Here is a 26,123-nt window from a genome sequence, read left to right as displayed (position 1 = left end):
TAATTTAATACCTAATTTCTATTTCCCATCAATCGGCAGCCAATTGGTATAGCCATTTTGTCTGACATGCTCCCAGTTATGTGGTCCTGATTGTGTATTGGCATTCCTGATATTTAAGTTGTCATCAACATAGGTCAGAACATCCGTATAATCGGCATTAATTATATTTTTGTAATGCAGGGTCAATGTCTTGGTTTTAGGGTCATAGGTATTGTCAAAACTGCTATTCTGAATAGAAGCATATCTAAAGGTGGCCATAGGAAACTTGGGATCACCAGCAGGAATAGGTTCCAGAGTATAAGTTCCGTAAACCTGATTATTCAAATAGAGTTTATTGTACATCCAGCCCAGTCCGTGCATTCCAAATACTTCAAAACTCCATACCCCTGTTCCCCAGATCATAAACTGTCCTTTATCCTTAGGATCATTACTTAATCGTGTAATGTATTTATAGTTGTAGAGCACCCCGTTCACACTATTCTCACCTGTGTTGCCCTGCAATCGTGCAGAATGATAACGTCCTTCCGGAAGTTCGGGGATCGGGAATCCAGACCAGTTCACAATCCGGTCGGTATCCACAATCAGATTTGAAACCATGAAATTGTTATACAAGCGACTGATGGTGGTCTCGTTAGCTCCTGCAATTTTTAAAGGAAATGCAAATTTGGCATATTCAGCGATTTTGGACCGTTGGATAGGAATAGAAAATATCAATGCACTCGATGAAGTTCCTTTTTTAATGGTCACCGTAAAGGTTCTGGAAGCCTCGTCACGAGGCACATTAACCGTGTAAAGTTTTGGTTCAGGAATAAAATAGTCGGTATTATTTTCCACATTAAAGTCTGTTAAGGTTTCGTCGTCGAAAGCTACCTTTACAACGATGTCCTTATCGGCAGCCAATGAACCTCCAATCCCAACCTTAAATTTTATATCGACCATGCCATCCTTAAGATCCTCAATTAACTCAACATCATAAGCATCATTAAGAATCTTCAAGGTATCATTAAACGTATAGGCTTGTAGTGAGGTAATTATTCTTTCAGTTGCTGAAGTTGATTCTCCACTAATGATATAGAGTTCTTTCTTGTAAAACTCTTTGTTTTCATAATCCAGTTTGCCACATGAAAGGCTGCAAAGCGCCGTCAAAATGGAGAAAAGGAAAAGGCATCTATTGGTTATTGTTTTCATAATCTGTTTCTTCATTAAATTTGAACAATTCTTACTGTTACCATCCTGGATTTTGAATCAGTTCTCCCCAGTGATTAGACACTTCTACATATGGAAGGGGAAAGAAATAATTCTTCTTTTTAAAGGAATATCCGTCAACAACTGTGCGATCATAAAAACTGATCCCTGTGGCTTTATAATTCATACCATACACCAATCCTCCAACGCCTAAAGGATTGCCCCAGGCATCTCTTTGCACATTCTCCGCATCTTTCCATCGACGCATATCAAAATAACGCTTGCCCTCAAATGCAAGCTCTACCTGACGCTCCTGTTTAATCCATTTACGGACCTCATCTTTTGAGCCTTGTAGATAACCAGGAAGACCTCCACGATACCGTACCTGGTTTAAGTATTTCAGAATATCAGGATGCCCCGGTTCTATCTCGTTAAGCGCTTCTGCATAGGACAGATATATCTCTGCCAGGCGGTAAACCGGATACTGTTTTTCAAAAGATCCTTCAATGCGCATATCACCATCGTTAATATACTTCACAATTGTATACCCGGTTCTTACCGATGGTCTATCTGTTTCAATGTATCCATCTGCGGTCTCGGCCCGATAATCTACGTAATAGTAAGGATCGGTCTTATCATCCTGCTTAAATCCCCGGCCGTGAAAACCAATTGTTGCATAAAAACGTGCTTCCCGGTTCAGGATACGATTGGCTACTGCCGGATAGACATTACCCTTTAAAAAATTGGTACGAATTGGTGAACTGGTAAAACTTCCATCACCCAATATATACAGCCCATCTGCTACTCTGGATGTAGAGATATCCTTGTAGAGCTTTTGATTTTCTTCATCAATCGTTTTGCCATTGTTCATGAAATAGCCGTCGACGATTTTCTGTGTGGCAGCCACGCGTCCAGGATTGCTTCCATTAGAAGCTTTGTGGCCTCTGGGCCAGCCTAAAGCAGTCAGTTTACTATTTTGGTCGGGTCTTGACACCTGCCAGATTACTTCTGAATTCCAATAATCATCCCCGCCGCTAAACAAGGCTTTAAACGAACGGTATGGATCTATATTTGCAGGGCCATTTGGCCATGCGATATCATTGCCTGCAAAATCTCCCAGTGGTACAGTCTGATAGCCATTATTTGCAGGAAGTGTAAAAAGCTGATACTGGTTGAGGTCAATGATGTCTTTATAGGCGGTAGCTGCCATTCTCCATTTACGTTCATCATAGCTCGTTCCAAAGAAAGGTTTTCCATCAGGATTCACGAATGAATTGTATTCTGTGTTGCCATTTACAAGGGGACTTGCAGCCCAAAGGAGTATTCTTGCTTTGGTGGCCATGGCAACTGCTTTCGAAGGACGTCCCAGGTCTGAAGAAAGGATTTCGGCCTGATTTGGCAAAGTCATTGCCGCTTTATCTAAATCAGCTACCAGAAAGTCTACACATTCCTGTAAAGTTGCCCGCTTAGTTGGATAATTCCCAGTTGCATAATCAACGGTCTTATCAACGATTACAAACGGTCCGTATATCTCTAGCAGCAGTGAATAATAGTAAGCTCTTAAGAACCTAACATCAGCCTGATAACCTTCAACCTCCCCTTTCTTTAACAATTTATCATCGGCGAGATTGGATTTCTCTAAAAACAGATTACAGGTACGGATAGCCTGGTAAAACTTGGTCCAGTAATTTAATTCACTGGGTAAATTGTCTGAATTATACTTGTTCTGTGATAATTGCAAAGCGGCATAGGTATCTAATCCGGCATGTCCCTCATCTCCTGCACCACTAAATGGCCAACTGTAATCCATGTCTGAAAAGTTCGGAAGATGACCATAGCATGCTGCCCAGGCTTCCCGTATATCTTTGCGTGATTTCCAGATGTCATTCAAATTATCCACTTCATGCAGGTATTCTTCCGCATCCAGATACTTCTTACAGGAAAGCATACTAACCGTCATAAGCATCATGATCATAAAACAGATTGTTTTTATTGTTATGTATTTCATTGCGCTTTGTTTAATGTTTATATTCATTTATTCGGTCTATCATTACAGCTTAAACTTGACATCTAAACCCAGTGAATAGGTACGTTTGAGCGGGTACGCGTATGAGGAGGTTTGCTCGGGATTCCAATCTTTAAACAAGGAAAATGTAGCTAAGTTATCTCCTCTTCCGTAGAAGTAAATACTCTTAAAAGGCAGCTTTAAGTTCGCCGGAATCCAGTTGTAACCAACCTCCATATCTGCAAGACGTACATAGGTAGCTTCCCGTGTCCAGAAAGTTGATTGCTGTGCATTATTTGTATTGTCGGAACCTACGGCTAAACGAGGATAAGTTGCGTTGGGATTTTCAGTGGCCTTGTTACCCGAATAAGAAGCTGGTGTCCAATGATCATTATAGGCTGCATTGTAAATCGCGCCCTTGCTTCCGTTCGCGTTAAACGGAATACGACCGCCGCTGATCGTCCTGAACAAATCGGCCTTACCAATAAGTCGTGTGGCAAATGTCCAGTTTTTATAACCAAAATCCAGCGCCAATGAATAGGTCCATTTAGGAATAGAACTACCCAGCCATACTCTGTCTTCTGGAGTAATGATCCCGTCACCGTTAATGTCTTTGTACTTAATATCTCCGGGAAGAACCGTATTCCAGGTTTGCACCGGGCTATTGTCAATGTCTTGCTGGTCTTTGAACAATCCCAGGGAAATATATTCAAGGTTACGTCCCCAATCCAGGCCGATTCCGCTTTGGTAGGGCATCTTCGGATCCAGCTGACCATTCTCCATAATGGTATTTACGTTATAAGTAAGGATACCCCGGATGTAATTGATTCTAAAATCACCATATGTTTTGGTGTACAATACATCCAGATCAAAACCCTTGGAATACATTTCACCAAGGTTTCCCTGGGGCACTGCAGGTAAGCCCAACGTAGCCGGAAGACGATTCAGATCAATTAGCTGCGCTTCTCTTGTATTTCTGAAGACATCGAGCACAATTTTAAACTGATTGAACAAGCCCATCTCCACGCCCAGGTTCATCTTTTTGTTTTTCTCCCAGGTCAATCCGAGCTGTTCCAATCTTGATTCGCCAATTCCAGGAATGTTCTGACCACTATAGGCTGTACCTCCAAAACCAAAGGTATATCCCGGACGTGGTGCTGTTGAGGCCAGATACCCAAACCTAGATGCTCCTCCTGTGGCGCCCACTACACCATAAGAGCCCCTAAATTTAAGTTGGTTAACTACATGACTGATACCTGTCCAAAATTTTTCTTCCGAAATCATCCAGCCCGCTCCAACAGAGGGAAATGTAGACCAACGTTTGTCCGGTGTAAACATTTGTGACCCGGAAGCACCGAAATTGATATCAACAAAATATCTGTTTTTATAACCACCAGTAATCCGACCAGCGATGGATTGCTCCCGCAATGGAAGTGCATTGATTAACAACTCGCCACCTGTCCCTCCTGGCACATCGGCCATATACTCTCTTTGTTTGTACAGAACAAGTGCGGTAGTAGAGAAATTTTCACCAAAGTTATGAGCGTAATTAAGACTTCCCTGGCCTTCCACTACCCGGTTTCCGGTTGATGGCTGGGCTTCAAATTTCATTTTATCGTCCAGATTAGGAGTAGCATTGATCGTGACCAGGTTACCTTGCTCATCTCGTCCTGTTCCCATATAACTGTTGGCAAAGTCAGGCCGATGCTGCTGATAGCCTTTGATATACTTGTGGGTATAGTTATTTACTTTGGAAAAGGAAGCTATACCATTAAAAAATAGCCCCTTTAACACAAAATCAAGCTTCTGTGTAACGTTTAGGTTCGTAGACATCACGTTTGAATAGTTCCGGATAAAACCGGTTTTATTCAACAAAGAGAAGGGATTAACAGCGCCGTCCGTTTCTTCCGGGGCCGTTCCATTCGAATATTGTGTTGGGAAAAGTGTGGGATTGATCTCATTAATGATATTCATAATGTTTCCAGTTCCCTGTCCTGGTTCTGTTGTCGTATTGTACCTCCCATCAAAACCCAAACCTAATGTCGTTGTAGGACTGATGTCGGCCCTTAAATTAGACCTGAAATTGAACTGGTTATACTTAGCATTAGAATTGTAAGATTCGAGATTTCCGCGAAACATCCCATCTTCAGTATAATATCCGCCAGACATGTAATATGTTACCACATTACCGCCACCTCCGATATTGAAATTGCCTTTATGAGCGAGATTATTGGGTTTTATCAAGGCATCATACCAATTCACATTAGGATAAAAGTCCATATCATTGTCTCCAAATTTTGCAATCACCTCGTCGGAATACGGAACGTTCTTACCCCGGACTGCAAATGCTTCATTTCTAATCTTCGCATATTGTACCGCATCAATCCAATCTGGTTTATAAGTTGCGTTGTTGACTGACGAAGACATGGTCATGTTTACATTCGGCTTCTCTGAGATCTTTCCGGTCTTAGTCGTAATTACAATAATACCATTTGCGCCTTCAAGACCATAAACCGCTGTTGCTGAAGCATCCTTTAGAATAGAAAAACTCTCAATATCACTTGGATCGACATCGTCGATATTTCGTCTCAATCCATCAATGAGTATTAACGGTTCCGCACTACCTCTTACGGAATTGATCCCCCGTATGATGAAGTTGGCACCGTCTTTACCGGGCTGACCTGAGCTTTGACTAAAAGAAACACCGGCTACCCTCCCAGCCAATTGATTGGTTAGCGAACGGCCGGGACCGACAAGTTCTTTCGGATCAACAGTTGTGATGGCGCCCACAACGCTAACTTTCTTTTGTACACCATGTGCAACCACGACTACTTCATCCAGTTCGCTGTCGCCTTTTTTCATGACCACCTTCAGCTGCCTAAGGTCATACTCAGTCATTGATGCTATTTCAATACTCTGCTCCAGGTAACCTACGGAGGAAAAAACGAGAATAGCTTTGTCAGGGACATTACTCATACTAAATAGGCCCTCAGCATTGGTCACCGTACCAAACAGGGCATTAGCTTTTACCCTCACAGATATATTAGGAAGAGGCTCTCCGGTTTCACTAGTCACTTTACCTGAAATCTGCGCCTCCTGTACCTCTTTTTGGTTCTTCGCAGGTTTTGCCGGTACTGGTACCGGAGCTGGCTTGATCACAACGGTACCATCATGGATCTGATAAGTAATGCCCTGATTAAGCAGCAGTTTATCCAGGGCAGACGACAATGGTTCGTTCTTTAGCGAAATACTGATGGGTTTAGCCTGTTTGAGTGTTGCTTCCTTATAAATAAAACGATAACTGGTAGTTTTTTGAATGGCAGAAAAAGCGGTTTCAAGTGTCGCATTTTTCAGGTCGAGATTTACGGTCTGGGCCAAACTTATTTTGGAAGTGCACAACACGACCAGGAACATAAGTAAGACCATCAGCCTCCTATATTGGGCAGTAGAAATTCTATCCATATCTTTTAGACTGGTTTATGGTTTATATTGGTTGGTTTAAAAACTTAGGTTTTGTTCAAAGGCCTGCAGGACCTAATTATTGGGTAGTAGAGGTTCTATCCATATCTTTCAGACTGGTTCATAGTTTATATTGATTTGGTTAATGGAATTATTTCACTATTAGTTTATTCTTTTCAATCACAAACCGATATCCTGTCAGGTCCGATAATACCTTGCAGACAGCTGCAATAGATTCGCTTCTACGAATGCCGCCCCGGTAACTGTCCTTTGCAGGCGGTACTTGCAGATCTATATCCACCTTATACCATCTGGATACTTCACCAAGAATATCATTCAGACTTTTGCTATTAAAATAGAAATAGCCGTCTCTCCATGATGTAGCTTCATCCAGGTCGGCTACCTTTACCTGAATATCACCTTGTCCGCTAATGGTTTCATACCCGGCATTGATTATTTTATGCTGCCCGCTCTCGCTGACTTTAATACGGCCTTCTGTCAATATGGTTTTTACTTTTTGTCCATGCAGGTGTGAGTTGATGTTGAAGGCTGTCCCCAATGCCTGTACTTCGGTACCATTCACCTTAACCTTAAATGGATGAGCAGGGTCTTTTGCAACTTCGAAATAAGCTTCTCCCTTTATACTTACATCTCTTTCCTCCCCTATAAAAGCTGAGGGGAATTCGAGCTCTGATTCTGCATTAAGCCATACTTTTGTTCCATCTTCCAATTGAATCTGATAGGTTCCTCCTCTTGGTACTTCCAGCTTATGGATGTTTACCTCTTCAGTAGAACTGCTTGAGTAGTCGAGCAGATTATCATGAATTTCGAGTGATGTCTTCCCATCTGCTATGCTCTGCGGAGAATGTTCGTCCAGTAACACTTTACTTCCATCAGATAGGGTCAAAACAGCCATGTTCTTACCAGGAGCAATTTCCGTGGTAGCCTGACGCTGCATTTCAGATCTGAAGAAAAGACCTCCAATAGCTGCAATTAGTAGAATAGAAGCTGCAATTGCCCACCAGGTCTTTACCTGGTTTCTTTTAGGTTCCTTTTCTTTCAACTTATTCAGTACAGTTCCCCACTCAGCTTTGGTATCCAAACTATGATAATAGGCTAACCGTTCGTTGACCTCTTCCATTTTTACGCCACTATCATTTAACCAATCTTCCAACTCAGGAAAATCGTTGACCATAGCTTTCAGTTCCTGAAGTTCAGCTTCAGTAATCTGCTTTTGTACAAAAAGGGAAATCAGTCTGGCTACTCTAAAATGTTTCGGATCCATATGTAAAATTCTGTCTTATCCTGTTTAATTCCTCATCTTGTTACTAAGACACACAAGTTGAAGAAAAGGATGAAAGGAATTTTAAAAAAAGAAAGGAAAAATAATTTTAGCAGTTTTATAAGCGGGAATCAAACGCTGTCTCAATAGTTTAATGGCGCGCTGTTTATGTGTTTTTACTGTATTTATAGATACATCACAGTCTTCTGCAATCTCCATATTCGACTTTTCATCAAAATAAGATAATTTACAAATATGTTGACAGACTTCAGGTAGTGAATCTATAGCCTTATGTAACTGACCAATTAACTCGGCATAAATTAAAGCATCTAATAACAACTTATCTTCGTACTCAGTAAAATCATTTACTTCAAGATATTTACCAGCAATCCCTTCTCTACGCAGGTAGTTTAGAGAAGCATTTTTTACAGTCATATAAAGATAGCTCTTTTGAGCACTTTCATTATCCTGAAGCTGATAGTTTTTCTCTAAAAGTCTGACAAACACATCTTGTACAATATCGCGCGCTGCTTCATCACACTTTACAATTCTCCAGGAGAACTCTACGAGTGCCACATAGTATTGTTCAAACAATACCTGAATTTCAGTGTTTCTAAATGACGGAGTCACTTTTTTGAATCTTTATAAGAAAATTAATTTTATTGGTCTGTGGTCTAAGTCTGTATTCTTAAAACAATGATATAAAATTAAATTCATTTATCAAAAAGCCGAGATTCTAAAAAAACTATGATATTTTTAAGGATGCGATAATTCCGGGTACAAAGGACCCTGCATAGGCAGGGAGCAGCGAAACAATAAATACTTCCACCGAATTAAAAGTATTTAATAACTAAACTTTTTAATGCACCTGTGCTCTAATTAAATGCATCTCGATCTTTTGAATTAAATATTTTGGTTCGAAAGGTTTACCAATAAAGGAATCGCAGCCATATTTACCGACCGACAAAAACATATTGCTATGAGCCGAGAAAATAATCACCGGCAGCATTCTGGTTTTTGGGCAATGCTTAATCTGGTTACACAATATTTCACCATTTAACAAGGGCAAAGTATAGTCCAGTAACACAAGATCTGGTTCAAATTCTTCAATTAGAGGGATAATATTTTCCGTATATCGGTAAGCCTTATAAACATAGCCAGAACGAGTAAAAATAATGTTCAGGAATTCAATTAAAATTTCATCATCCTCAACTACAAGAATTCTTTTCATTTTTTTTACCGGGGAAATCAGACTAAGTCCGATATCAGTAAAACCAGTGTAGAGCATGTTTTTCATAGGCAAGTAAACATTGAGTCAGACTGAAATTAATAAACTACCTAAACGATATCTACAGTAAAAATAACAGAAAAATTTAAAAAACAAACAAATATTTACACTAGATAGCTATGGCCCAGTGGTATACTATTTTTATTTCCCCAAAAGCAATCTTGCCTGTGTTCCCCATTGACCGATAAAAAGATCCTGTTTGCCATCTCCGTTTACATCGCCAACTGCAATTCCCCAACTCCTGCCTACAGTAGATTCCGGGATCACTTCGCTGGTCACCGTTTTAAAATTCCCTTTGCCATCGTTTTGCAATGCCTGAACTTGCATAGCCTGGAAAGGAGGAATTTTGAGTGCACTTAAGATAATGTCCGGATGTTTGTCGTGGTTGAAGTCGAAAATAACTCCCGCATAAGTAGAATACTCCTGCTTAGGAATTCTTTTCGTCGTTTCGTCTCTAAAATTTCCTTTACCATCATTAATCAGCAAGCGGGCTGTTGGATCTTTCTCAAATGCACCACCATTGCTTGTTAAGTTAAGAAATAGAATATCCGGATGTTTATCTCCATTTGCATCAAACACTAAAACTTCTCTGGTATGTAAAGGAACAGGTAGTTCCAGCTTTTCCGGTTGTTCAGTGAAATGTCCTTTTCCATCATTAAATAATAAACGATTTGGAGGAACCTCATTTCCGGTAATTAAATCTAAAACTCCATCGCCATTTAAATCAGCCAATTTAACTGATTGTGTTTCCCAACGTAGTGCGGGTAAGCCTTTGTTGGTATAGTCGATAAAGTATCCTGGATTTTCCGGGTTGTTGATCCATAAAAAATTCTGTGGTATAGCCCCTGTATTTCCAACTATAACATCCAGTAATCCATCTCCGTTTACATCCCCAATATCGAGACCATTCCCTTCACTTTTTGCGGGCAATCGTTCGCTTACATTTCTAAAAGTCCCGTTTCCTTTACCTAAATAAAACTCATGATTACGGTCGTCTTCAGCGACGAAAATAACATCTAAGTTTCCATCTTTATCAAAATCTCCTATACGTACGTGTTCCGTATCATGTGATTCTTCTGAAAAGACACCTTTCTTCCAGCTGAATTTACCTGTGCCGTCGTTCAGGTACAACCTATTGGGTAATTTTTCTAAAGCCAATATAGCATCTAAATGTCCATCGCCGTTCACATCGGCCAATACCACATCCAACGCATGTGCTTCTGCATCTATAGGTAAATGAGTTGTTGTCACGTCTTTGAAATATTTAGTTTCAATACTTTGTGAAAAAACGTTACTGGCAACAACTAAACTTAACAGTACCGTAATCATATAAGATTTTCCAAATAGATAAAATTGCATAATTTTAAGGTTTAATGGCTTTGAAACGCGAACCAGCCTACAAGATAAGTTGCAGATACTCTTATAAAACCACAGGTTATTAAAATTGTTTTTTATTGAAAAAAGCAATTATCAGGTAGCCCAATCATGATACCATATTTCTTTATATTATTTAACATATGTAAAATTCGACTACAAGTTAAATCGTTACTTTTGCGCCAAAAAATAAGATATAATTATGAATTGGATAATATTAATTCTGGGAGGATTTTTCGAAGTTGGCTTTACTTTATGCCTTGGTAAAGCGAAGGAAGCTGTTGGCAGCGCTATGTACTCCTGGTATGCCGGTTTTATAGCCTGTCTTTTCATCAGTATGTATCTTCTCTTAAAAGCTACCCAAACATTACCATTAGGAACTGCCTATGCTGTATGGACAGGTATTGGTGCTGTGGGCACAGTACTCATAGGTATTTTTGTGTTCAAGGAACCCGCTACTTTTTTAAGACTGTTTTTTATAGCTACGTTAATTGGTTCAATTATAGGGCTTAAAATGGTTTCGTCTCATTAAAAAAGAGGTTTGACGCCTAGCCTGCATTCAGGCTAAATGACATTTACACTTAAAGTCTGATCCGGTTAAACATGTTTGCGATTATGTTTAGCCGGATCAATTTCTGACTTTGTGATTTCTTCGTCCATTTTTTTTCGATCTTTTTTATTTCTGCTGATGAGAAAAATGATCAGCAGTATAACCAGAACAACTACTACGCCTTCAACTATACTATTGCTTTCCATAATCACATTTTTTAATTAGCAGAATTATGTATTCATGTTCCATAACTCCTCATTTATATGAACAGGATGCGTGATTAGATTGTTTTAAAATCAGTTGTAGTTCCTGTTAATAAACAGGTATTTATTTAGAATGGTTTGCAGGTACAAAAAACAATGCACCTGCAAACCATAATAATAACATTCAATCCAGAATTATTGCCAACCCGGATTTGGTTTAATATCAGGATTAATCACCATCTGATCTGTTGGGATGGGAGAAAGATAATCTCTTCCAATATTGAATTTGTAACCGGTACTTAAAGAAGCCTGGTTTTTAAACAGTTCAATATATCCGTTAGCATCCACAGGATAGGTGGCCAGGTTCTCAGCCGGAACCAATCCTACCCACTGACTCAATACCGCCCCCTTAGGTTTCCATCCTACAATCAGTTCATCGGCGGCAGCCCAGCGGAAAATATCATCTCTGCGATACCCCTCACAAGCCAGTTCCACCCTGCGTTCTCTTCTTACTTCATTAATCACAGGACTGAGCGTTGGAAATTCCCATTTAGGATCATTTGTAATTGCAGCAACGTTTAAATTTGGCATACCTACCCTATTTCTCAACTTATTAATCGTAAGGTCAAGGTCAGCCTGTGTAATTGTTCCCAGCTCAGCTTTAGCTTCCGCATGAATTAACAAGGCCTCCGCAAAGCGAAAAATAATATAGCCGGTTGTTCCTCTATCCTGTTGCTGATTGTAATCCGGGTTATGACCTTTGTAAACCTGATAACCCGTAGCTGGTTTCTGCTCATTTGCAGCACCAAATGTCGGCACGTCGAAAAAAGAAGTTGCAGCACCATTTGGTCTGTTATTGGTTACAATATGGTTTCCATCATTGATGTAAATGGTTTGCGCCATTCTCGGGTCACGGTTTTTAACAACGTTAAGCAGCGTAGCATCCCCCTGATAAAGTGCATTGCCGGTAATCGGCTTGCCATCGGTACATAGATAATAATCAACCAGATTTTTTGTAATCCCGCGTCCGGCTCCACTATTCGTATATCTGTGCCAGTAGTGTCCTCCAGTGGTATTTAAATCATATTGTCTCCATAACATCACTTCAGTATTGGCACTGTAGTTCGTTTGGTTAAACAATTTCCAGTAGCCATCCGATCCGGGTGTTGCTGCAAGCGCATAACCACCAGAATTGGCAATCAGATCAGCAGAGACCGAAGCTGCCTTTTGAAGAAATTTAGTGCCATCCGATCCGGTAACACCAAAAGGAGTATTTGCATGATATTTTTCCCATGTTCCTTCAGAAAGAGCAATTCTGGCTTGGAACAATTGAGCTATTTGTTTATTTACCCTTGAAGGGCTAGCCGATGTTTTAGAAGGTAAGTACTGAACCGCTTTGTCCAGGTCATTCATAATGGAATCCACAATCACAGCTCTCGACAACCTTGCCAGCTTTAGCTCTCCTGAAGTAATATCCAGTGGTTTGTTCACCCATGGAACATCACCAAACTGTTTCACCTTGCTAAAGTAAAACCAGGCACGGAAAAATAAGGCTTCTCCTACATAAGCTTTTTTATTGTCCCAGCTGGCATTCACCTTATTGTAATTTACCATAAAGTAATTGATATTCCTCAGGGTGTTCCAATCGGCGTAAGCCCAGCCTCCACCGGAACTTGGTACCACACGATTTCCGTTCATTATACCATTCACGCCCATTGAAATCATGTTGTCGCTACCGTCATCCGCATCCAAGCCATAAGGACCAATAGTTCCAAATCCACCGATTGTTGATGGAAAGGCGGTATAGAAATTATTGACATACAACTGTAAGTCACTTGTAGTTTTCCAAAACTCAGCTTCACTGATACTTGTTTCGGGTGTCCTGTCTAAAAAACCCTTTTTACAGGCAGCGAAGGATATGGCTACTGTAAGGATCATTAAATATATTCTATTTTGCATAATCGTATATTTTAACTTTGCTCGTCATCTAAAATGTAACATTTAACCCTGCTGAATAACTTCTCTGTAAAGGATATACCTTTCCACTAGACATCGTTAATTCCGGATCCAGTGCTTTTGTGAATTTGGTAAACGTTGCCAGGTTTTCTATGCTGAAATAAAACCGAACCTTACCTAACTTAATCCTATCTACAAGATTCTTATTAAGGGTATAGCCCAACTGAACATTCTTAACCCTTAAGTACGCTGCATTTTGAAGATAGCGGGTCTGTGTCTGGGTATTTTTGTTGTTTTCCGAGTCCATGTAGAATTTAGGGTAATATCCATTAGGTGTCTCCGGCGTCCAACGGTCCAGGTGCGTTGTGAACAAAGAACTTTGCCACTCATCCCCAACAATTCCCCAGAAATAATTACCTCCTATTGCTGCATCACGTTTACCCACACCCTGTACGAATACCAACATATCAAAACCATTCCAATTGGCATCAGCAGTTAGCCCGTAGCTATATCTTGGTGTTGAGTTTCCGATAACCTTACGATCACCCGGATCTGCTAAAGTAGATGCTCCCGGCCCAATCTTACCATCACCATTCAAATCAGCATAGCGCACATCACCTGGTTTCCATTGTTCGGTAGATATCAGTGATTGAGAGGGTGCGCCTGTTACTTCCTCAGCAGACTGAAACAAACCTACAGTTGAATAGCCCCAGATCTCATTCATGTCTAATCCCTCATAGAATGTATTTAAAAGACCTGTTGGATTTGGATAACGGGTTACCTTTCCGGTATAATCACTTAACAACGCTTTTACTCCATAATTAACTTCACCAATCTTATCTCTCCAGGACAGTGTAAGTTCCCAGCCTTTGGTTTTAATGGCCGAATTGTTCACTGTCGGCGGATTGGTTCCCAAAAGGGCAGGCAATGCTGCAGAAGGACCTGCAAAATCTGTAGCTTTTCTAATGTACCAGTCAAATGAACCGTTTAACCTGTTGTTTAAAAACGCTGCATCTACCCCAAGATTCAAAGTTGAACTGGTAATCCAGGTTAACTGCTCATTTATCAGTCCAGGCAAACTTACTGAAGCCTGTTGCGCTCCGCCAAATAACCAACTGTTGCTGGTTGCCCTTGCCGTACCTAAATTTGGATAAAACGGATAATAGTTGGGAGCGTTTGCATCAAGAAAAACCTGATCACCCAGTTCTCCGTAAGAGCCACGGAATTTTAAACTATTGATATACTTTTTAACGGGTTCAAAAAATGATTCTTTATCCACATTCCATCCAGCAGATACGCCCGGGTAAACTTTCCAGCGTACATCTTCTAAAAATCGTGAAGTTCCATCATATCGTGCATTCAGTTCCAATAAGTATTTTTCCTTGTAATTGTAATTGAATCTTCCAAAAGCGCCCTGCGAGCTTATTTTCCGAACCAAATCAGACAAAGACGGCGTCGTTCCATAAGAAGTGGAAAGTGATGGGATATTGTCGGAATACAGGTTGCTGTTACTTGCAGAATAAGACTGGAAACCAAGATAGTCACTTACATAACCACCAAGTATACTAAAATAGTGGTCGTCCAGTTGTTTTTCATATTGGGAGAAAACATTCACAACTTCATGCTGAGTTCTTTCATTGTACCGTCCAAATGAATTTGGTGTTGTGCCACCAATAGTTGCCTGAGAACCGTCTGGCAAGAAAGTAAATAAAGTTTTTAGGTGGGATGTCTGGTCATAATAGCGGGCATCAAAAGTATAGTTAGCCGATGCTGTCCATCCTTTAGCCAATTTAAAATTAAGTTCACCGCTTAATAAACCCTGATCTGTAGTCTGATCATTCCTTCCTCCTTCTTCATGAAGTAAAATATTGCTTTCATTAGAGAAACGGCCATCAGGGTTTCGCACAGCAACAGTAGGGAATTTACGCGCAATCTGGTGCATGTAAGCCTGATCACCTCCACCGGTTTGTCCGGCATAAAGATTAGGTGAGTTAAATAACTGGCGGGAAAACGTTCCTCTTAAATTAAATGTAAGCCAAGGGGTTACGTCAGAACTCAAATTGGCCCTAAGGTTATAACGCTTGTATTTATCATCTCCATAATTGTACATTCCAGCTCTGCCATTGTAACCTGCCCCGATAAAATAAGAAGAGGATGCCGAACCTCCGGCTACACTCATATTATGTTGCTGGCTGTATGCGCGGTCTTTATAATAAACTTTAAACCAGTCGTTATTGGCATTTCCTGAATTCCACGACAAGTACTCATTTCTTGCCGGATCTGGATTCTTAATCGTTTCGGTAGTCAGTACGCCAGATTGATAGTCCTTAATCCTCTGAATAGTAGCTTCGCTGTAAAAAGGCGCTCTTTGTGCATTTATAAAGGCTTCATTATATATGTTGGCAAAATCAAGAGAATTTACCATTTCCGGTAAATTAATGATCTCTCCCATCGAAATGTTGTTGTTATAGGAGATGGTTGGTGCTTTATCCTTGCTACCTTTCTTTGTCACGATTAAAATCACCCCATAAGGCGCGCTTGACCCATAAATTGCAGCAGAAGCAGCATCTTTCAATACGCTGATACTCTCTACATCATCAGGATTGATACTATTGATGTCACCACCCTGAATTCCATCTACTACAATTAAAGGACCACCCGCAGTATTAAAGCCCGTATAACCACGAATATTTAAACTTTGAGTGGAATTCGGAGCTCCTCCCATTGTACCCTGAGTGATATTCAGGTTGGCAACCTGACCTTGAAGGGCCTGACTTAGCCGTGCCACCGGCCTGTCCTGTAAGTCCTTTCCACTAATCTGTGCCACAGCGCCGGTTAATCTTGTTTTCTTCTGACTTCCATAAGCCACTACAACTACATCATCCAGCTTAGTCTCCAGTGCTACCAGTCGGACAACAATATTGTTGTTCCCCTTCACTTCTACTTCCTGCGATACATATCCTAAAAAAGAAACCTGAATAATGTTTCCCTGGCTCACACCTTTTAACGTAAATGATCCACTGGCATCTGTTACCGCACCATTGGTTCCGCCTTTAACCTTTACGTTTGCCCCCGGAAGTGGTAAACCATTTTCATCAACCACTTTTCCTTTGAGATCGATAAAGTTCATCACATTGAATAAATTTTCCCATATAGACTTTTCCTTTGCCCGGATAACCAGTACGTTATCTTCAATGGCATAGGTTAGCGCCTGATTTTTTAAACAGGTCTCCAGTACCTCATCAAGACTGGCGTTCTTAAAATCGACATCTAACATTTTAAGATTTTTAACTTTTTTGGCCGACCAAACAATGCTGTAACCTGTCTGCTTATTGATCTCGTTTAATATCTCTTTTAACGAAGCGTTCTTTTTCTGGTAGGTAATTTTTTGGGCAAACCCTATAGCACTGACCTGCATAAAGGTAGTGATGAGCAAGACAACTGTTAACTTCATGACCAAAAGGAATTTATAGGCGTAGCCCGGAGGCATACAAAAATTTTTAGTATAATTTTTATACATTTGATTGTTCTGTTAATTCTAAAAGTACCAGCGGTCGAATGCTTTGAGCACTTTAAGAAATAGGTAAGAAAATAATTGATTTCAATTGTTTTGTGAATATCGGAACGCTGATCAGGGGCAGTCGCATGCTCCTGATCTTATTCTAACACCCGGCAATTCAAGGGGCTCTCTTGTTCATATTTTAGTTTTTTGGTTTGATATCTGGTTAATTAAAAAAGGTGCTTAAGGTTGTGGTGTTATTTTTTAGCACCTGATTTTTGTTTATTCATAACGATGATTTTTCTGTCTTTCACAATAAAACTAATCTCATGTGTGAGTTCCAGCATTTTCAGTACTTTAGAAACATTTGCAAAGCGGTTGGCCACCACACCAAACTCAAGCGTTTTAAGTTCGGGATCTACAAATTCTACATCTACATCATACCAGCGCGATATTTTTTTCATGATGTCTTCCAATGGCGCTTCATCAAATCTAAAGTAACCGTTCTTCCAGGCCATAACTTTCTCTATGTCTGCCGAAACCACATTTACTTTCTGGTCGGTGATGATCGATTGCTGGTTTGGTTTCAGGAAAACGCCATTCACATCCACACTTCCTTCAATTAAGGTAGTCACCCTGCTTTTATCGTCATTGTACGCATTAATGTTAAAATGAGTACCATAAACTGTTACAGTTTGCTGATCTGATTCTACTTTAAATGGCCTGCGTTTATCTTTCGCTACCTGGAAATAACCTTCCCCACTTAACACTACTTTTCTGTCAGACTTACTAAAAGTTGTAGGGAACTTAAGCGAAGAGGCTGCGTTTAGCCATACTCTTGTCCCGTCCGACAAATTGATCTCGTATTGGCCACCACGCGGCGTACTTATGATATTATAGCCAACATTGCTTCCCTTCTTATCATTTGCAACGGCTTTATACACCAGTTGACCATCCTTCCGTTTGGTAATAACAACACCCATTTGCTGGGCCAGCTGTCCATTCTTTAAATCAGATAAAGACAATACTTTTCCATTAGCCAGAGTAAGAACAGCCTTGTTTCCTCCAGGAAGAACGTCATTGTTTTCCAATGCATTTACTGCCAGCTCAGGCCCCTCACTTTGATTTTGCCAGTAAAAAAAGAAGCCTGTTAAACATGCTCCAATTAAAAGACTTGCAGCTACTAATCCCGGCCAGATCCTGATGGTCTTTTTTAAATTAATCTGACTTTGAACCTTATTGAATATCCTTGATTTATGAGTTTCTTCATCGCTTGCAAAAGTCGCTGGAACTTCGAGTGCTTCCTCTTGTCCTTCGTTATACCATTTGGCAAACTTAAGCTCTTCATCAGCTGTGATCGTTCGATCAAGCCATTTAGCTGCCAATTCCTGATACTCAAGTTGCTCTTTAGATTTATTCATCCAGGGTAAGGGTTTATAATAAGATGTCCCCTGTAAAACACAAATCCCTTAGTGGGAAATAAAATATTTCATTTTTTTTAAAGTAAGCTCATCAGGAAGTTGTTTAAACCTACCTTAAGCGTTTTTGTGGCCTTTCCTAAATGTGCTTCTACTGTTTTCTCAGAAATGTTAAGTTCAGCTGCAATCTGTTTTTGGCTCATACCACTTTCTCTGCTCATTTTATAGACCAACTGACATTTGTCGGGCAGATCAGCTACCAGTTTTTCCAAACGCTGCTTTAGTTCCATAAAGTTGAGCCAATCTGCAGTAGAATCATCAACCAGTGCCTGACTTCCAAGGCTATCTAAATACCTTTGCTGATTATGTTGCTTATCCAGCATTTTAATCACTCTGTATTTTACCGATACAGCCAGGTAAGCGCCAAGCGTAGAAGTTAAATAAAGATCTGCCCTCCTATTCCAGAGTGTCACAAAAATATTCTGTACTACCTCTTCGGCATCTTCGAAGGATTTAAGTTTATGACCTGCAATTGTAAATAGTTTCTTCCAATAGCGATTGTAAATCTCAGTAAATGCCAAATGATCACCTTCACGTAGCAGCGATAATAGTTGAGATTCGTTGTAACTATTATAATCTTTCATGATTCACCCCCCTTTTTAACTGGCCATACTTCAAAGGAAACCCCATTTCTACGAATGTAAAATAACCATTACAATTATAGTCAAAAATATCAAAATCAAAAATATCTCAATTGTTTCAAATAGAATAAGAAGATCGGTAAATCTGAAGCTGTGTATCTACTAAATTAGACGTCGCAGAACGCCCTTCATTTTCACTATGTTTTTATAGTCCCACTGTATTTTCTTCGACTTTTCAATCCAGCGTGCCAGATCATCTGTGCTAATCTGTTCAACCGAAGTATAGGTTACAGATGCGTCCTTAAATTTACCTGTACCCAACTGTAGGTTCTGTTCATCAAAATCAGCACCACTCCAGAACATCAAACGGATCCCGGCTTTAAGTTTACTATAGCCAGCAATAGGGTTTCCATTTATAAACCAAACCGGGTGCGCATGCCAGATTTTGCTTTCCTCTTCAGGTAGGCTGCGATTAATTTCTACTGATAATACGTTACAAATTTCACGTTCTGTAGCTGATTGTGCATCATTATAAGCTTGTATATCTTTATTCATAAAATCGGGTTTAGTTTTTGAATCCTATTCATCGGGAATATTCCCTGACCAGCATTTCCCATTCTTCGTCTAACGAAACCAGGGGCCTGGTCTTCCCTGCCCTTTTATACCAATAATCTGCGTTCCAAATGTCGCCCTCCTTACGGTGCAGGTAAGCATGAATATGGGCCGACCGCTGATCTGTTAACTGGTCAATTAAATCGTGCGCAGTTTCCCAGTTACCTGCGCCATCATGCCATAGCGCCTGCAAATACAAGGGCAATTCAGCGGGAATTTGCCTGTCAATTACCGACTGTTTGAAATCAATTGGATTAATCATATCTCAAACTTACATAATAATCTCAGTTCTTCCTTCTTTCCAATCGTGTTTTAACATCGCGTATAAAATCAAATCCAGGTATTGATTATTCACCAATTCAGCTTCTCTTAAAATGCCTTCTTCAACAAACTTTAATTGCTTAGGAATGGCTTGACTCCGGTAATTATTAACTGCTGCTTTCAACTCAATTCTGTGTAAATTCAATTTGTCAAAGCCAAAACTGATCATCGCTATACAGGATTTAAGGACAATTCCCTTTCCCTGCGCACTTTTTGTTAGCCAATAACCAATTGAAGCAGTATTATTTTGCGCATCAATATGATGTAACCCAATTCGTCCAACCAAAATTCCCTCTGCTATTATTACAAAGCTGACTTCTTTTCCTTGTTCATAGAGTAATTCACAGTCGGAAGCGTAACTTCTAAAATCATCTATATGCTGCATACGGCCCACCCAAGGTAAAAATGCAGACAGATGTTCACGGCTGTTATTTAAAGCGTTAAACAACCCAACAGCATGTTTTTCTGAGATGAGTTCAAGCGTAATTTCTTCATTAACTTTTATCATTATGTCATGCTTAATAGTGAATTTAATACCAATATAGGGATTCGTCTTTTTTTTGCCATAAAATTATTAAGTCATAGTTTTTTAATTCTCCCGGGGCATCTTTGCTGAGATTGATAAGGAAGCTCCTTTTACAGGTAAGTAAACTGATACAAAAGAAAAACAAACGAATGATTACAAGGTTAGGCAAAATTCTATTTTCCACCCGAACAATGGGTGCTATGTTATTGTTATACGCGTTCTCAATGGCCATGGCCACTTTTGTTGAAAACGACTATGGGACGGCGGTAGCCAAAGCGTTGATTTACAACTGCTGGTGGTTCGAACTGGTCATGGTGATCCTGGTCCTCAATTTTATAGGTAATATTGGCAGGTATCAGCTTACACAACGTAAAAAATGGCCGTTATTGGTATTTCACCTTGCTTTTATCGTCATTTTCATTGGCGGAACCATTACCCGGTATGTGAGCTTTGAAGGCTCTATGCATATCAGAGAAGGCGAATCTTCTGATGAAATCATTTCTGATGCAACTTTTTTCAAAATGCAGATCGGGAAAAATGATCAGGCATTAGCTTATGATGATCAGCCCGCAATTTTAATATCTAACCGAATTCCAACTTACTTAAAACCATTTAAAAAGAACTTTAAGGCCGAATATGATTACTATGGCCAACGTGTTAAAGTAAGGGTGATCGACTTTTACGCAAGAGCACAAGATTCCCTGGTCCATACAGCTACCGGTAAACCGACTTTACATTTGGTTGTTTTGGAGAATGGTCAACGGGTAAATAAATATGTTCCTTCAGAAACCGTACAACTCATCGCAAACATGCTGGTGAGCTACAATAAGGAAACGCCCGGAGCCATTAACATCTCTGATGCGAATGGCGCTTTACAAATCGCCTCTCCTTTTGCCGGAGATTATATGATTATGGCCACCCAGGAAAAGAAACCTATAGCCGCAGATAGCCTGGCACAACCTTTTAATTTAAGAAGCTTATATACTTTCGGCAATTTGGCTTTTGTAATTCCGCAAGCGCCAATTTCAGGTGATATCGTTTATTTTGAGGGAGATAAAACCAAAAATGAACATGATCCGGATCTGGTTAAAGTGGAAGTGACTACTGCAAACGCGGTAGATACCGTTTCCTTCTATGGAGGAAGGGGAATTACTAATTTCCAGCATCAAAGTGAAATCGGAGGAGTTTTAGTCTCTATGGCCTACGGTTCCAAAATCTACAAAACCCCGTTTTCGATTAAGCTGGTTGACTTCAAAATGGAGAAATATCCGGGTAGCAGCAGTCCATCGTCTTACTCTTCTGATGTATTAATTCAGGATGGCGGACAAGAAACACCTTATAAAATTTATATGAACCATGTGCTGGATAAGGCAGGGTACCGTTTATTCCAGGCCAGTTTTGATAATGATGAAAAAGGAACAGTGCTTTCCGTAAATCACGATGAAATGGGGACAAACGTTACTTATATTGGTTATGCTTTATTATTTCTTGGTATGTTCGTCACTTTATTCTGGAAAGGGACCCATTTTTCTAAGCTCAATGAGCAATTGAGAACCATAGCTAAATCAGCGACATCAAAATCACTTTTACTGGCATTTTTATTTCTTCCTTTAGGTGCAGCCTTTAGTCAGAAAATCGACATGCATGGCAAAGACGGGACTCAAATGACTGCTGAAGAAGGACATATCCATACACCAGGCGATGGACACGATCATTCGGCAGATGATGGACACAACCACGCTCCTGCTCAGGCACACAACCATCAGCAACCAAGCAAGGCAGAGTTGGAAATGTTATTGTCCGCGAAATCTGTGGATCCTGTACAGTTTGCTGCTTCTGTTAAAATTGACCTGGCACACGCAGATAAATTCGGCCATTTACCAGTGCAGAATATCGACGGAAGAGTTGAACCTATTAATACGATGGCTTTAGAAATTCTGAGAAAACTACACCGTAAAGATCGTTTTCATAGCTTAAACGCCAATCAATTCTTCCTTTCCGTTTCTACTTCGCCTTTCATTTGGGTAAATGTTCCAATCATTAAAATTGGTGCAAAAGGTGGTGCAGCTTTATTAAAAGCTGTGAAAGCTGATGAAGGCGGTTATACTTCCATGATCAATCTATTAAAGATAGGTGAAGATGGAAGCCTCCAGTTTGCATTAAATGACGACTATTCAAAAGCTTTTGCAAAGAAACCTGCTGAGCAAAGCAACTATGATAAAGAAATTATCGACCTGAATGATAAGTTACAGGCCATGCAGGCACTGATCAATGGTCAGTATTTGCGGATCTTTCCTATTGCAGGTGATGAAAACAATACCTGGATTGCTATGCCTTCGGCAATCGAAGGATCCAGGCTTCCACGTGAATTAAATCCAATTGACCGCTATATTGAAGCCATTAAAAAAGGTCAGCAGACTGGTAGTTGGACTGCTGCAAATGAGGCTTTAGATCAGATCAAAGCCATTCAATTGAAGTTCGGAAAAAACGTGATCCCATCCGACACAAAGATATTCTGGGAACTGAGCTATAACTCATGGAACATTTTCCTGAATCTGATGATTACTTATGCTGTGTTAGGCGCAGTAATTCTTGGACTGGCATTCTTTAAGTTGTTTAAGAATTCTAAAATGCTGGATAGGCTGGTGACCGTTGTCTTGATTTTAATTAGTATCGCTGCGTTTCTTCAGGGATTCGGTTTAGCTACAAGATGGTATATTTCTGGTCATGAACCATGGAGTAATGGTTACGAAGCTGTACTGTTTATCAGTTGGATCGGGGTACTTTCAGGTTTGGGAATGTATAGAAACAGTAATGCTTTTATCCCTGCTGCAGGGTGTTTAATCGCTGTAATTTTAATGGGTTTTGCCCATGGCGGATCGCAGATGAACCCTCAGATTACGCCATTGGTTCCTGTGCTTAAATCTTACTGGCTGATGATTCACGTAGCGATTATCACTTCCAGTTATGGTTTCTTCGGACTAAGTGCGCTGATGGGAACTGTAGTCTTAGTTTTATACATTATCGATAACGATAAGATCAGCGCCAAAGTAAAATCTTCCATTACAGAATTAACGATTGTGAACGAGATGTCTTTAACTGTAGGTTTGTTTTTACTTACTGTAGGTACTTTCCTGGGCGGTATCTGGGCCAACGAAAGCTGGGGACGTTACTGGAGCTGGGACCCGAAAGAAACCTGGGCATTTATCTCCGTAATTGTTTATGCCTTCGTTTTGCACGTTCGCCTGATTCCTGGTTTAAGAACTAAATATCTATTTAACTTATTGTCGCTGTTGAGTTTCTCAACGATTATCATGACATATTTTGGTGTGAATTATTACCTGACTGGATTACATTCTTATGCGCAGGGCGATCCGGTTCCGATTCCATCCTGGGTGTATGTAACCGTAGGAGTGGTTTTTGTATTGGCCTTCATCTCTTACCGAAGATATAAACTTCGCCGTAAGTAATTAATAATTTGTACCAGGTCTACAGGCTGTATCATTGATCTGTATTATGCTATTTTTATGCATTTCGTCATCCTGAAATAAATTCAGGATGATGACCGGATTAATGATACAGCCTGTTTTATTGCATTTTATGTGTAAACCTTAGAATGATAAATTCTGCAGGACGAACTGCGGCCATACCAATTTCCACAATCATTCTTCCCTCCTGTATGTCGAGTCCTGTCATTGTTTCTCCCAGTCCAATACGAACAAAAAAAGCTTGTTGAGGTGAAGTCCCCATCAAAGCCCCTGCTTTCCATAGCTGGATCAAATAGTTCTCGACCATAGATCTTAGCTTTGTCCAGGTGTTGCGGTCGTTGGGTTCAAACACAAATTGTTCTGTAGCATTTTTAACCGATTCTTCTACCATGCTAAAGAACCTTCTTATGGGTATATAACGCCATTCACTATCATTACCAGCTAATGTGCGTGCACCCCAAATAACTGCAGCTCCCCGCCCGGCAAAACTCCTGATTACATTTATAGATTTTCCGGTCGCAGCATCTATATTAAGGTCATCTTGTTCGTTCCTGGCAATCAAAAACTCAGGACGTATCACATTTACAATGTTGATATTGGCAGGAGCTTTCCACACCCCATTTGCGCTATCAACCTGCGCATACACTCCCACTATTGCTGCCGAAACCGGCAATAACATTTGTACATTGGTTATTGCATTTTTAGCCATTAAGTAGTGTGTGTTGTTTTCTCTATTTAAGTCGGAAAGTTTCGAAGCACCTGGTATGCCTGCAATGTTGATCAGTTCATCGTTATCTTTAGTAGGATCTTCGGCCAGCTTATAATAATAATCAACTCCAGTGTATAATTTAGGGAAATACACTGCAGCATATTTCAACGCCTCAGGTGTAAGGTCTATACAGGTTCGCAAGTCAGCTATGTCGGCAGCCCATAAATTAGCAGCAGTATGGTATACGTCCATTACTGTAAAACGATCGCGAAGAAAGGCGCATTGCCGGATAGCTTGTACATGAACATCATAATACTCCTCTTTGGTGCCAAGATTAACAGAATCAGGAAAGACCAAAAGTGTCACTTCATTTACTTTAGCTACTTCAGTCAAACCATCTTTAAGATCCTGGACTTCAACACGACCATCTCTGGTCAAATAATTTCCCACGGAGGTGATCCAGCAAGCCCTGCCCCCATTTGCAAAATACATTTGTAAGGAGTAATGCATTAAAAATTTAGACCTTTTTGTTTCATCTACAATGGCCTTTACCTCAGCACCGGGTTCATAAACGACAGACAGACTTTTCTTTTCCGGATCAGGATGGCCAAAATACTGTTCGTACTGCAGCATCGATGTGATCTTCAATGGTACATTTTTCAGGTCATCATTTTCTTTCCATTGTGCTTTTTCGGTATAACCAATAAATGCAGGAATAGCTGTTTCTACAGATGCAATTGATGCGGGAACATGTGGAATTTCCTCAATATAAACCCCCGGAGTTTTATAGTCTGGCATAACGAATGTTATTTAAGTTTTAAAGGACAAATGATAGATACAATATAACGATCATTATTTTGAATAACTAATTGACCATTTTACAATAATGTATTATGATTACAAAAGGTTAATATGGAGATGTATTCACATATGCTAAATATTATTTATCATTGCGATTATTTCATAAATTTATTGGCATAGAAAACAATGTCGGGCTACAATAAATACAGCGATTCAGAACTGGTCGAACAATTTCGGTCGGGAGATGATACTGCGTTTAAGGAAATCTACACCCGGTACAACAAGTTACTTTATATTTTTGCTGCAAAGAAACTGGAGGAAGAGAATGAGGCGATGGATGTTGTACAGGATGTATTTGTTTGGATGCTAAATAACAGAGATAAAATTTTGCTCAAGACCTCCCTTTCGAGTTACTTGTACAAATCCGTACTGAATAAAGTCTTCGATATTTTTCGTCATCAAAAAACCATCCGAAAATATATTGACAAAGGTGATTATTTTATTGACGTAGACAGCAATGAAACCGACTATCTGATTCGTGAAAGAGATATCAAAAATATGATAGACAGGGAAATTGCGACAATGCCCTCCCGTATGCGTGAAGTTTATGAATTGAAACATAAACAACGTCTTGATACAACACAAATTGCTGAACAACTGAATATTTCCGAACATACTGTAAATGTGCATTTACAACGTAGTCTAAAACATCTTAAAAATAAGCTTGGATTAGTGTTTTATGTATTATTCATTCTGAATTAGTGATCAGTATAAATTTTATTGTCTCTAATTATCAATTAGTTAAC

19 protein-coding genes are annotated in these 26,123 nt (G+C 39.9%); 3 read left to right on the top strand and 16 right to left on the bottom strand.

The features are described 5' to 3' along the window. Window positions 1-18 precede the first annotated feature (18 nt). The 7 genes from R2Q84_RS00260 to R2Q84_RS00230 form a co-directional block, all read right to left on the bottom strand. Window positions 19-1,203: a DUF1735 domain-containing protein gene (locus R2Q84_RS00260; RefSeq protein ID WP_316814506.1), complete on the bottom strand. Its 1,185-nt coding sequence runs from the start codon at window positions 1,201-1,203 to the stop codon at window positions 19-21. Window positions 1,204-1,225: 22 nt separating this feature from the next. Then, the gene (locus tag R2Q84_RS00255) at window positions 1,226-3,193 is read right to left on the bottom strand and encodes a RagB/SusD family nutrient uptake outer membrane protein (RefSeq protein WP_316814505.1); all 1,968 of its coding nucleotides are present in this window, start codon (window positions 3,191-3,193) and stop codon (window positions 1,226-1,228) included. Between the two features lie 42 nt (window positions 3,194-3,235). Beyond that, window positions 3,236-6,652, bottom strand: a complete 3,417-nt coding sequence (locus R2Q84_RS00250; protein ID WP_316814504.1) for a TonB-dependent receptor — start codon at window positions 6,650-6,652, stop codon at window positions 3,236-3,238. 148 nt (window positions 6,653-6,800) lie between these two features. After that, complete coding sequence (locus R2Q84_RS00245) at window positions 6,801-7,934, bottom strand: FecR family protein (protein WP_316814503.1); 1,134 nt, start codon at window positions 7,932-7,934, stop codon at window positions 6,801-6,803. 81 nt (window positions 7,935-8,015) lie between these two features. Beyond that, window positions 8,016-8,561, bottom strand: coding sequence for an RNA polymerase sigma-70 factor (locus R2Q84_RS00240; protein ID WP_316814502.1), 546 nt, complete (start codon window positions 8,559-8,561; stop codon window positions 8,016-8,018). A gap of 229 nt (window positions 8,562-8,790) precedes the next feature. Further along, window positions 8,791-9,228: a PleD family two-component system response regulator gene (locus R2Q84_RS00235; RefSeq protein WP_316814501.1), complete on the bottom strand. Its 438-nt coding sequence runs from the start codon at window positions 9,226-9,228 to the stop codon at window positions 8,791-8,793. Window positions 9,229-9,360: 132 nt separating this feature from the next. After that, window positions 9,361-10,578 carry a VCBS repeat-containing protein gene (locus R2Q84_RS00230; RefSeq protein WP_316814500.1) on the bottom strand — a complete coding sequence of 406 codons (1,218 nt, stop codon included), beginning with the start codon at window positions 10,576-10,578 and terminating at the stop codon, window positions 9,361-9,363. A gap of 217 nt (window positions 10,579-10,795) precedes the next feature. On the opposite strand from R2Q84_RS00230, the gene R2Q84_RS00225 reads away from it, so the two are divergent. Further along, a complete protein-coding gene (locus R2Q84_RS00225; RefSeq protein WP_316814499.1) occupies window positions 10,796-11,125 on the top strand; it encodes a multidrug efflux SMR transporter in 330 nt (109 codons plus the stop codon). A gap of 65 nt (window positions 11,126-11,190) precedes the next feature. On the opposite strand, the gene R2Q84_RS00220 is transcribed toward R2Q84_RS00225, so the two are convergent. The 8 genes from R2Q84_RS00220 to R2Q84_RS00185 form a co-directional block, all read right to left on the bottom strand. After that, complete coding sequence (locus R2Q84_RS00220; protein ID WP_316814498.1) at window positions 11,191-11,349, bottom strand: hypothetical protein; 159 nt, start codon at window positions 11,347-11,349, stop codon at window positions 11,191-11,193. A 192-nt stretch (window positions 11,350-11,541) separates the two neighbouring features. Beyond that, window positions 11,542-13,305: a RagB/SusD family nutrient uptake outer membrane protein gene (locus R2Q84_RS00215; protein WP_316814497.1), complete on the bottom strand. Its 1,764-nt coding sequence runs from the start codon at window positions 13,303-13,305 to the stop codon at window positions 11,542-11,544. A 28-nt stretch (window positions 13,306-13,333) separates the two neighbouring features. After that, window positions 13,334-16,756, bottom strand: a complete 3,423-nt coding sequence (locus tag R2Q84_RS00210) for a TonB-dependent receptor (RefSeq protein ID WP_316814496.1) — start codon at window positions 16,754-16,756, stop codon at window positions 13,334-13,336. Between the two features lie 302 nt (window positions 16,757-17,058). Then, entirely contained in the window at window positions 17,059-18,222 is a 1,164-nt protein-coding gene (locus R2Q84_RS00205) for a FecR family protein (RefSeq protein WP_316814495.1), read from the bottom strand. Window positions 18,223-18,299: 77 nt separating this feature from the next. After that, window positions 18,300-18,863: an RNA polymerase sigma-70 factor gene (locus R2Q84_RS00200; RefSeq protein ID WP_316814494.1), complete on the bottom strand. Its 564-nt coding sequence runs from the start codon at window positions 18,861-18,863 to the stop codon at window positions 18,300-18,302. Window positions 18,864-19,022: 159 nt separating this feature from the next. Beyond that, window positions 19,023-19,415, bottom strand: coding sequence for a DUF1801 domain-containing protein (locus R2Q84_RS00195; protein ID WP_316814493.1), 393 nt, complete (start codon window positions 19,413-19,415; stop codon window positions 19,023-19,025). A 28-nt stretch (window positions 19,416-19,443) separates the two neighbouring features. Continuing rightward, window positions 19,444-19,734 carry a hypothetical protein gene (locus tag R2Q84_RS00190; protein WP_316814492.1) on the bottom strand — a complete coding sequence of 97 codons (291 nt, stop codon included), beginning with the start codon at window positions 19,732-19,734 and terminating at the stop codon, window positions 19,444-19,446. Between the two features lie 9 nt (window positions 19,735-19,743). Then, the gene (locus tag R2Q84_RS00185) at window positions 19,744-20,301 is read right to left on the bottom strand and encodes a GNAT family protein (protein ID WP_316814491.1); all 558 of its coding nucleotides are present in this window, start codon (window positions 20,299-20,301) and stop codon (window positions 19,744-19,746) included. A gap of 218 nt (window positions 20,302-20,519) precedes the next feature. On the opposite strand from R2Q84_RS00185, the gene ccsA reads away from it, so the two are divergent. Continuing rightward, window positions 20,520-23,789, top strand: coding sequence for a cytochrome c biogenesis protein CcsA (gene ccsA / locus R2Q84_RS00180; protein WP_316814490.1), 3,270 nt, complete (start codon window positions 20,520-20,522; stop codon window positions 23,787-23,789). Between the two features lie 118 nt (window positions 23,790-23,907). Here the strand turns inward: ccsA and R2Q84_RS00175 are convergent, their stop codons facing one another. Continuing rightward, complete coding sequence (locus R2Q84_RS00175) at window positions 23,908-25,314, bottom strand: phage tail sheath family protein (RefSeq protein ID WP_316814489.1); 1,407 nt, start codon at window positions 25,312-25,314, stop codon at window positions 23,908-23,910. Window positions 25,315-25,503: 189 nt separating this feature from the next. Between R2Q84_RS00175 and R2Q84_RS00170 the strand changes: the two genes are divergently transcribed. Then, window positions 25,504-26,079, top strand: coding sequence for an RNA polymerase sigma factor (locus R2Q84_RS00170; RefSeq protein WP_316814488.1), 576 nt, complete (start codon window positions 25,504-25,506; stop codon window positions 26,077-26,079). Window positions 26,080-26,123 lie beyond the last annotated feature (44 nt).

This window comes from Pedobacter nyackensis (assembly GCF_032678475.1).
Classification (GTDB): Bacteria; Bacteroidota; Bacteroidia; order Sphingobacteriales; family Sphingobacteriaceae; genus Pedobacter; species Pedobacter nyackensis_A.
The sequence above is the reverse complement of the archived record's forward strand: the minus strand, read 5'-3'. Positions and strand labels throughout refer to the sequence as shown.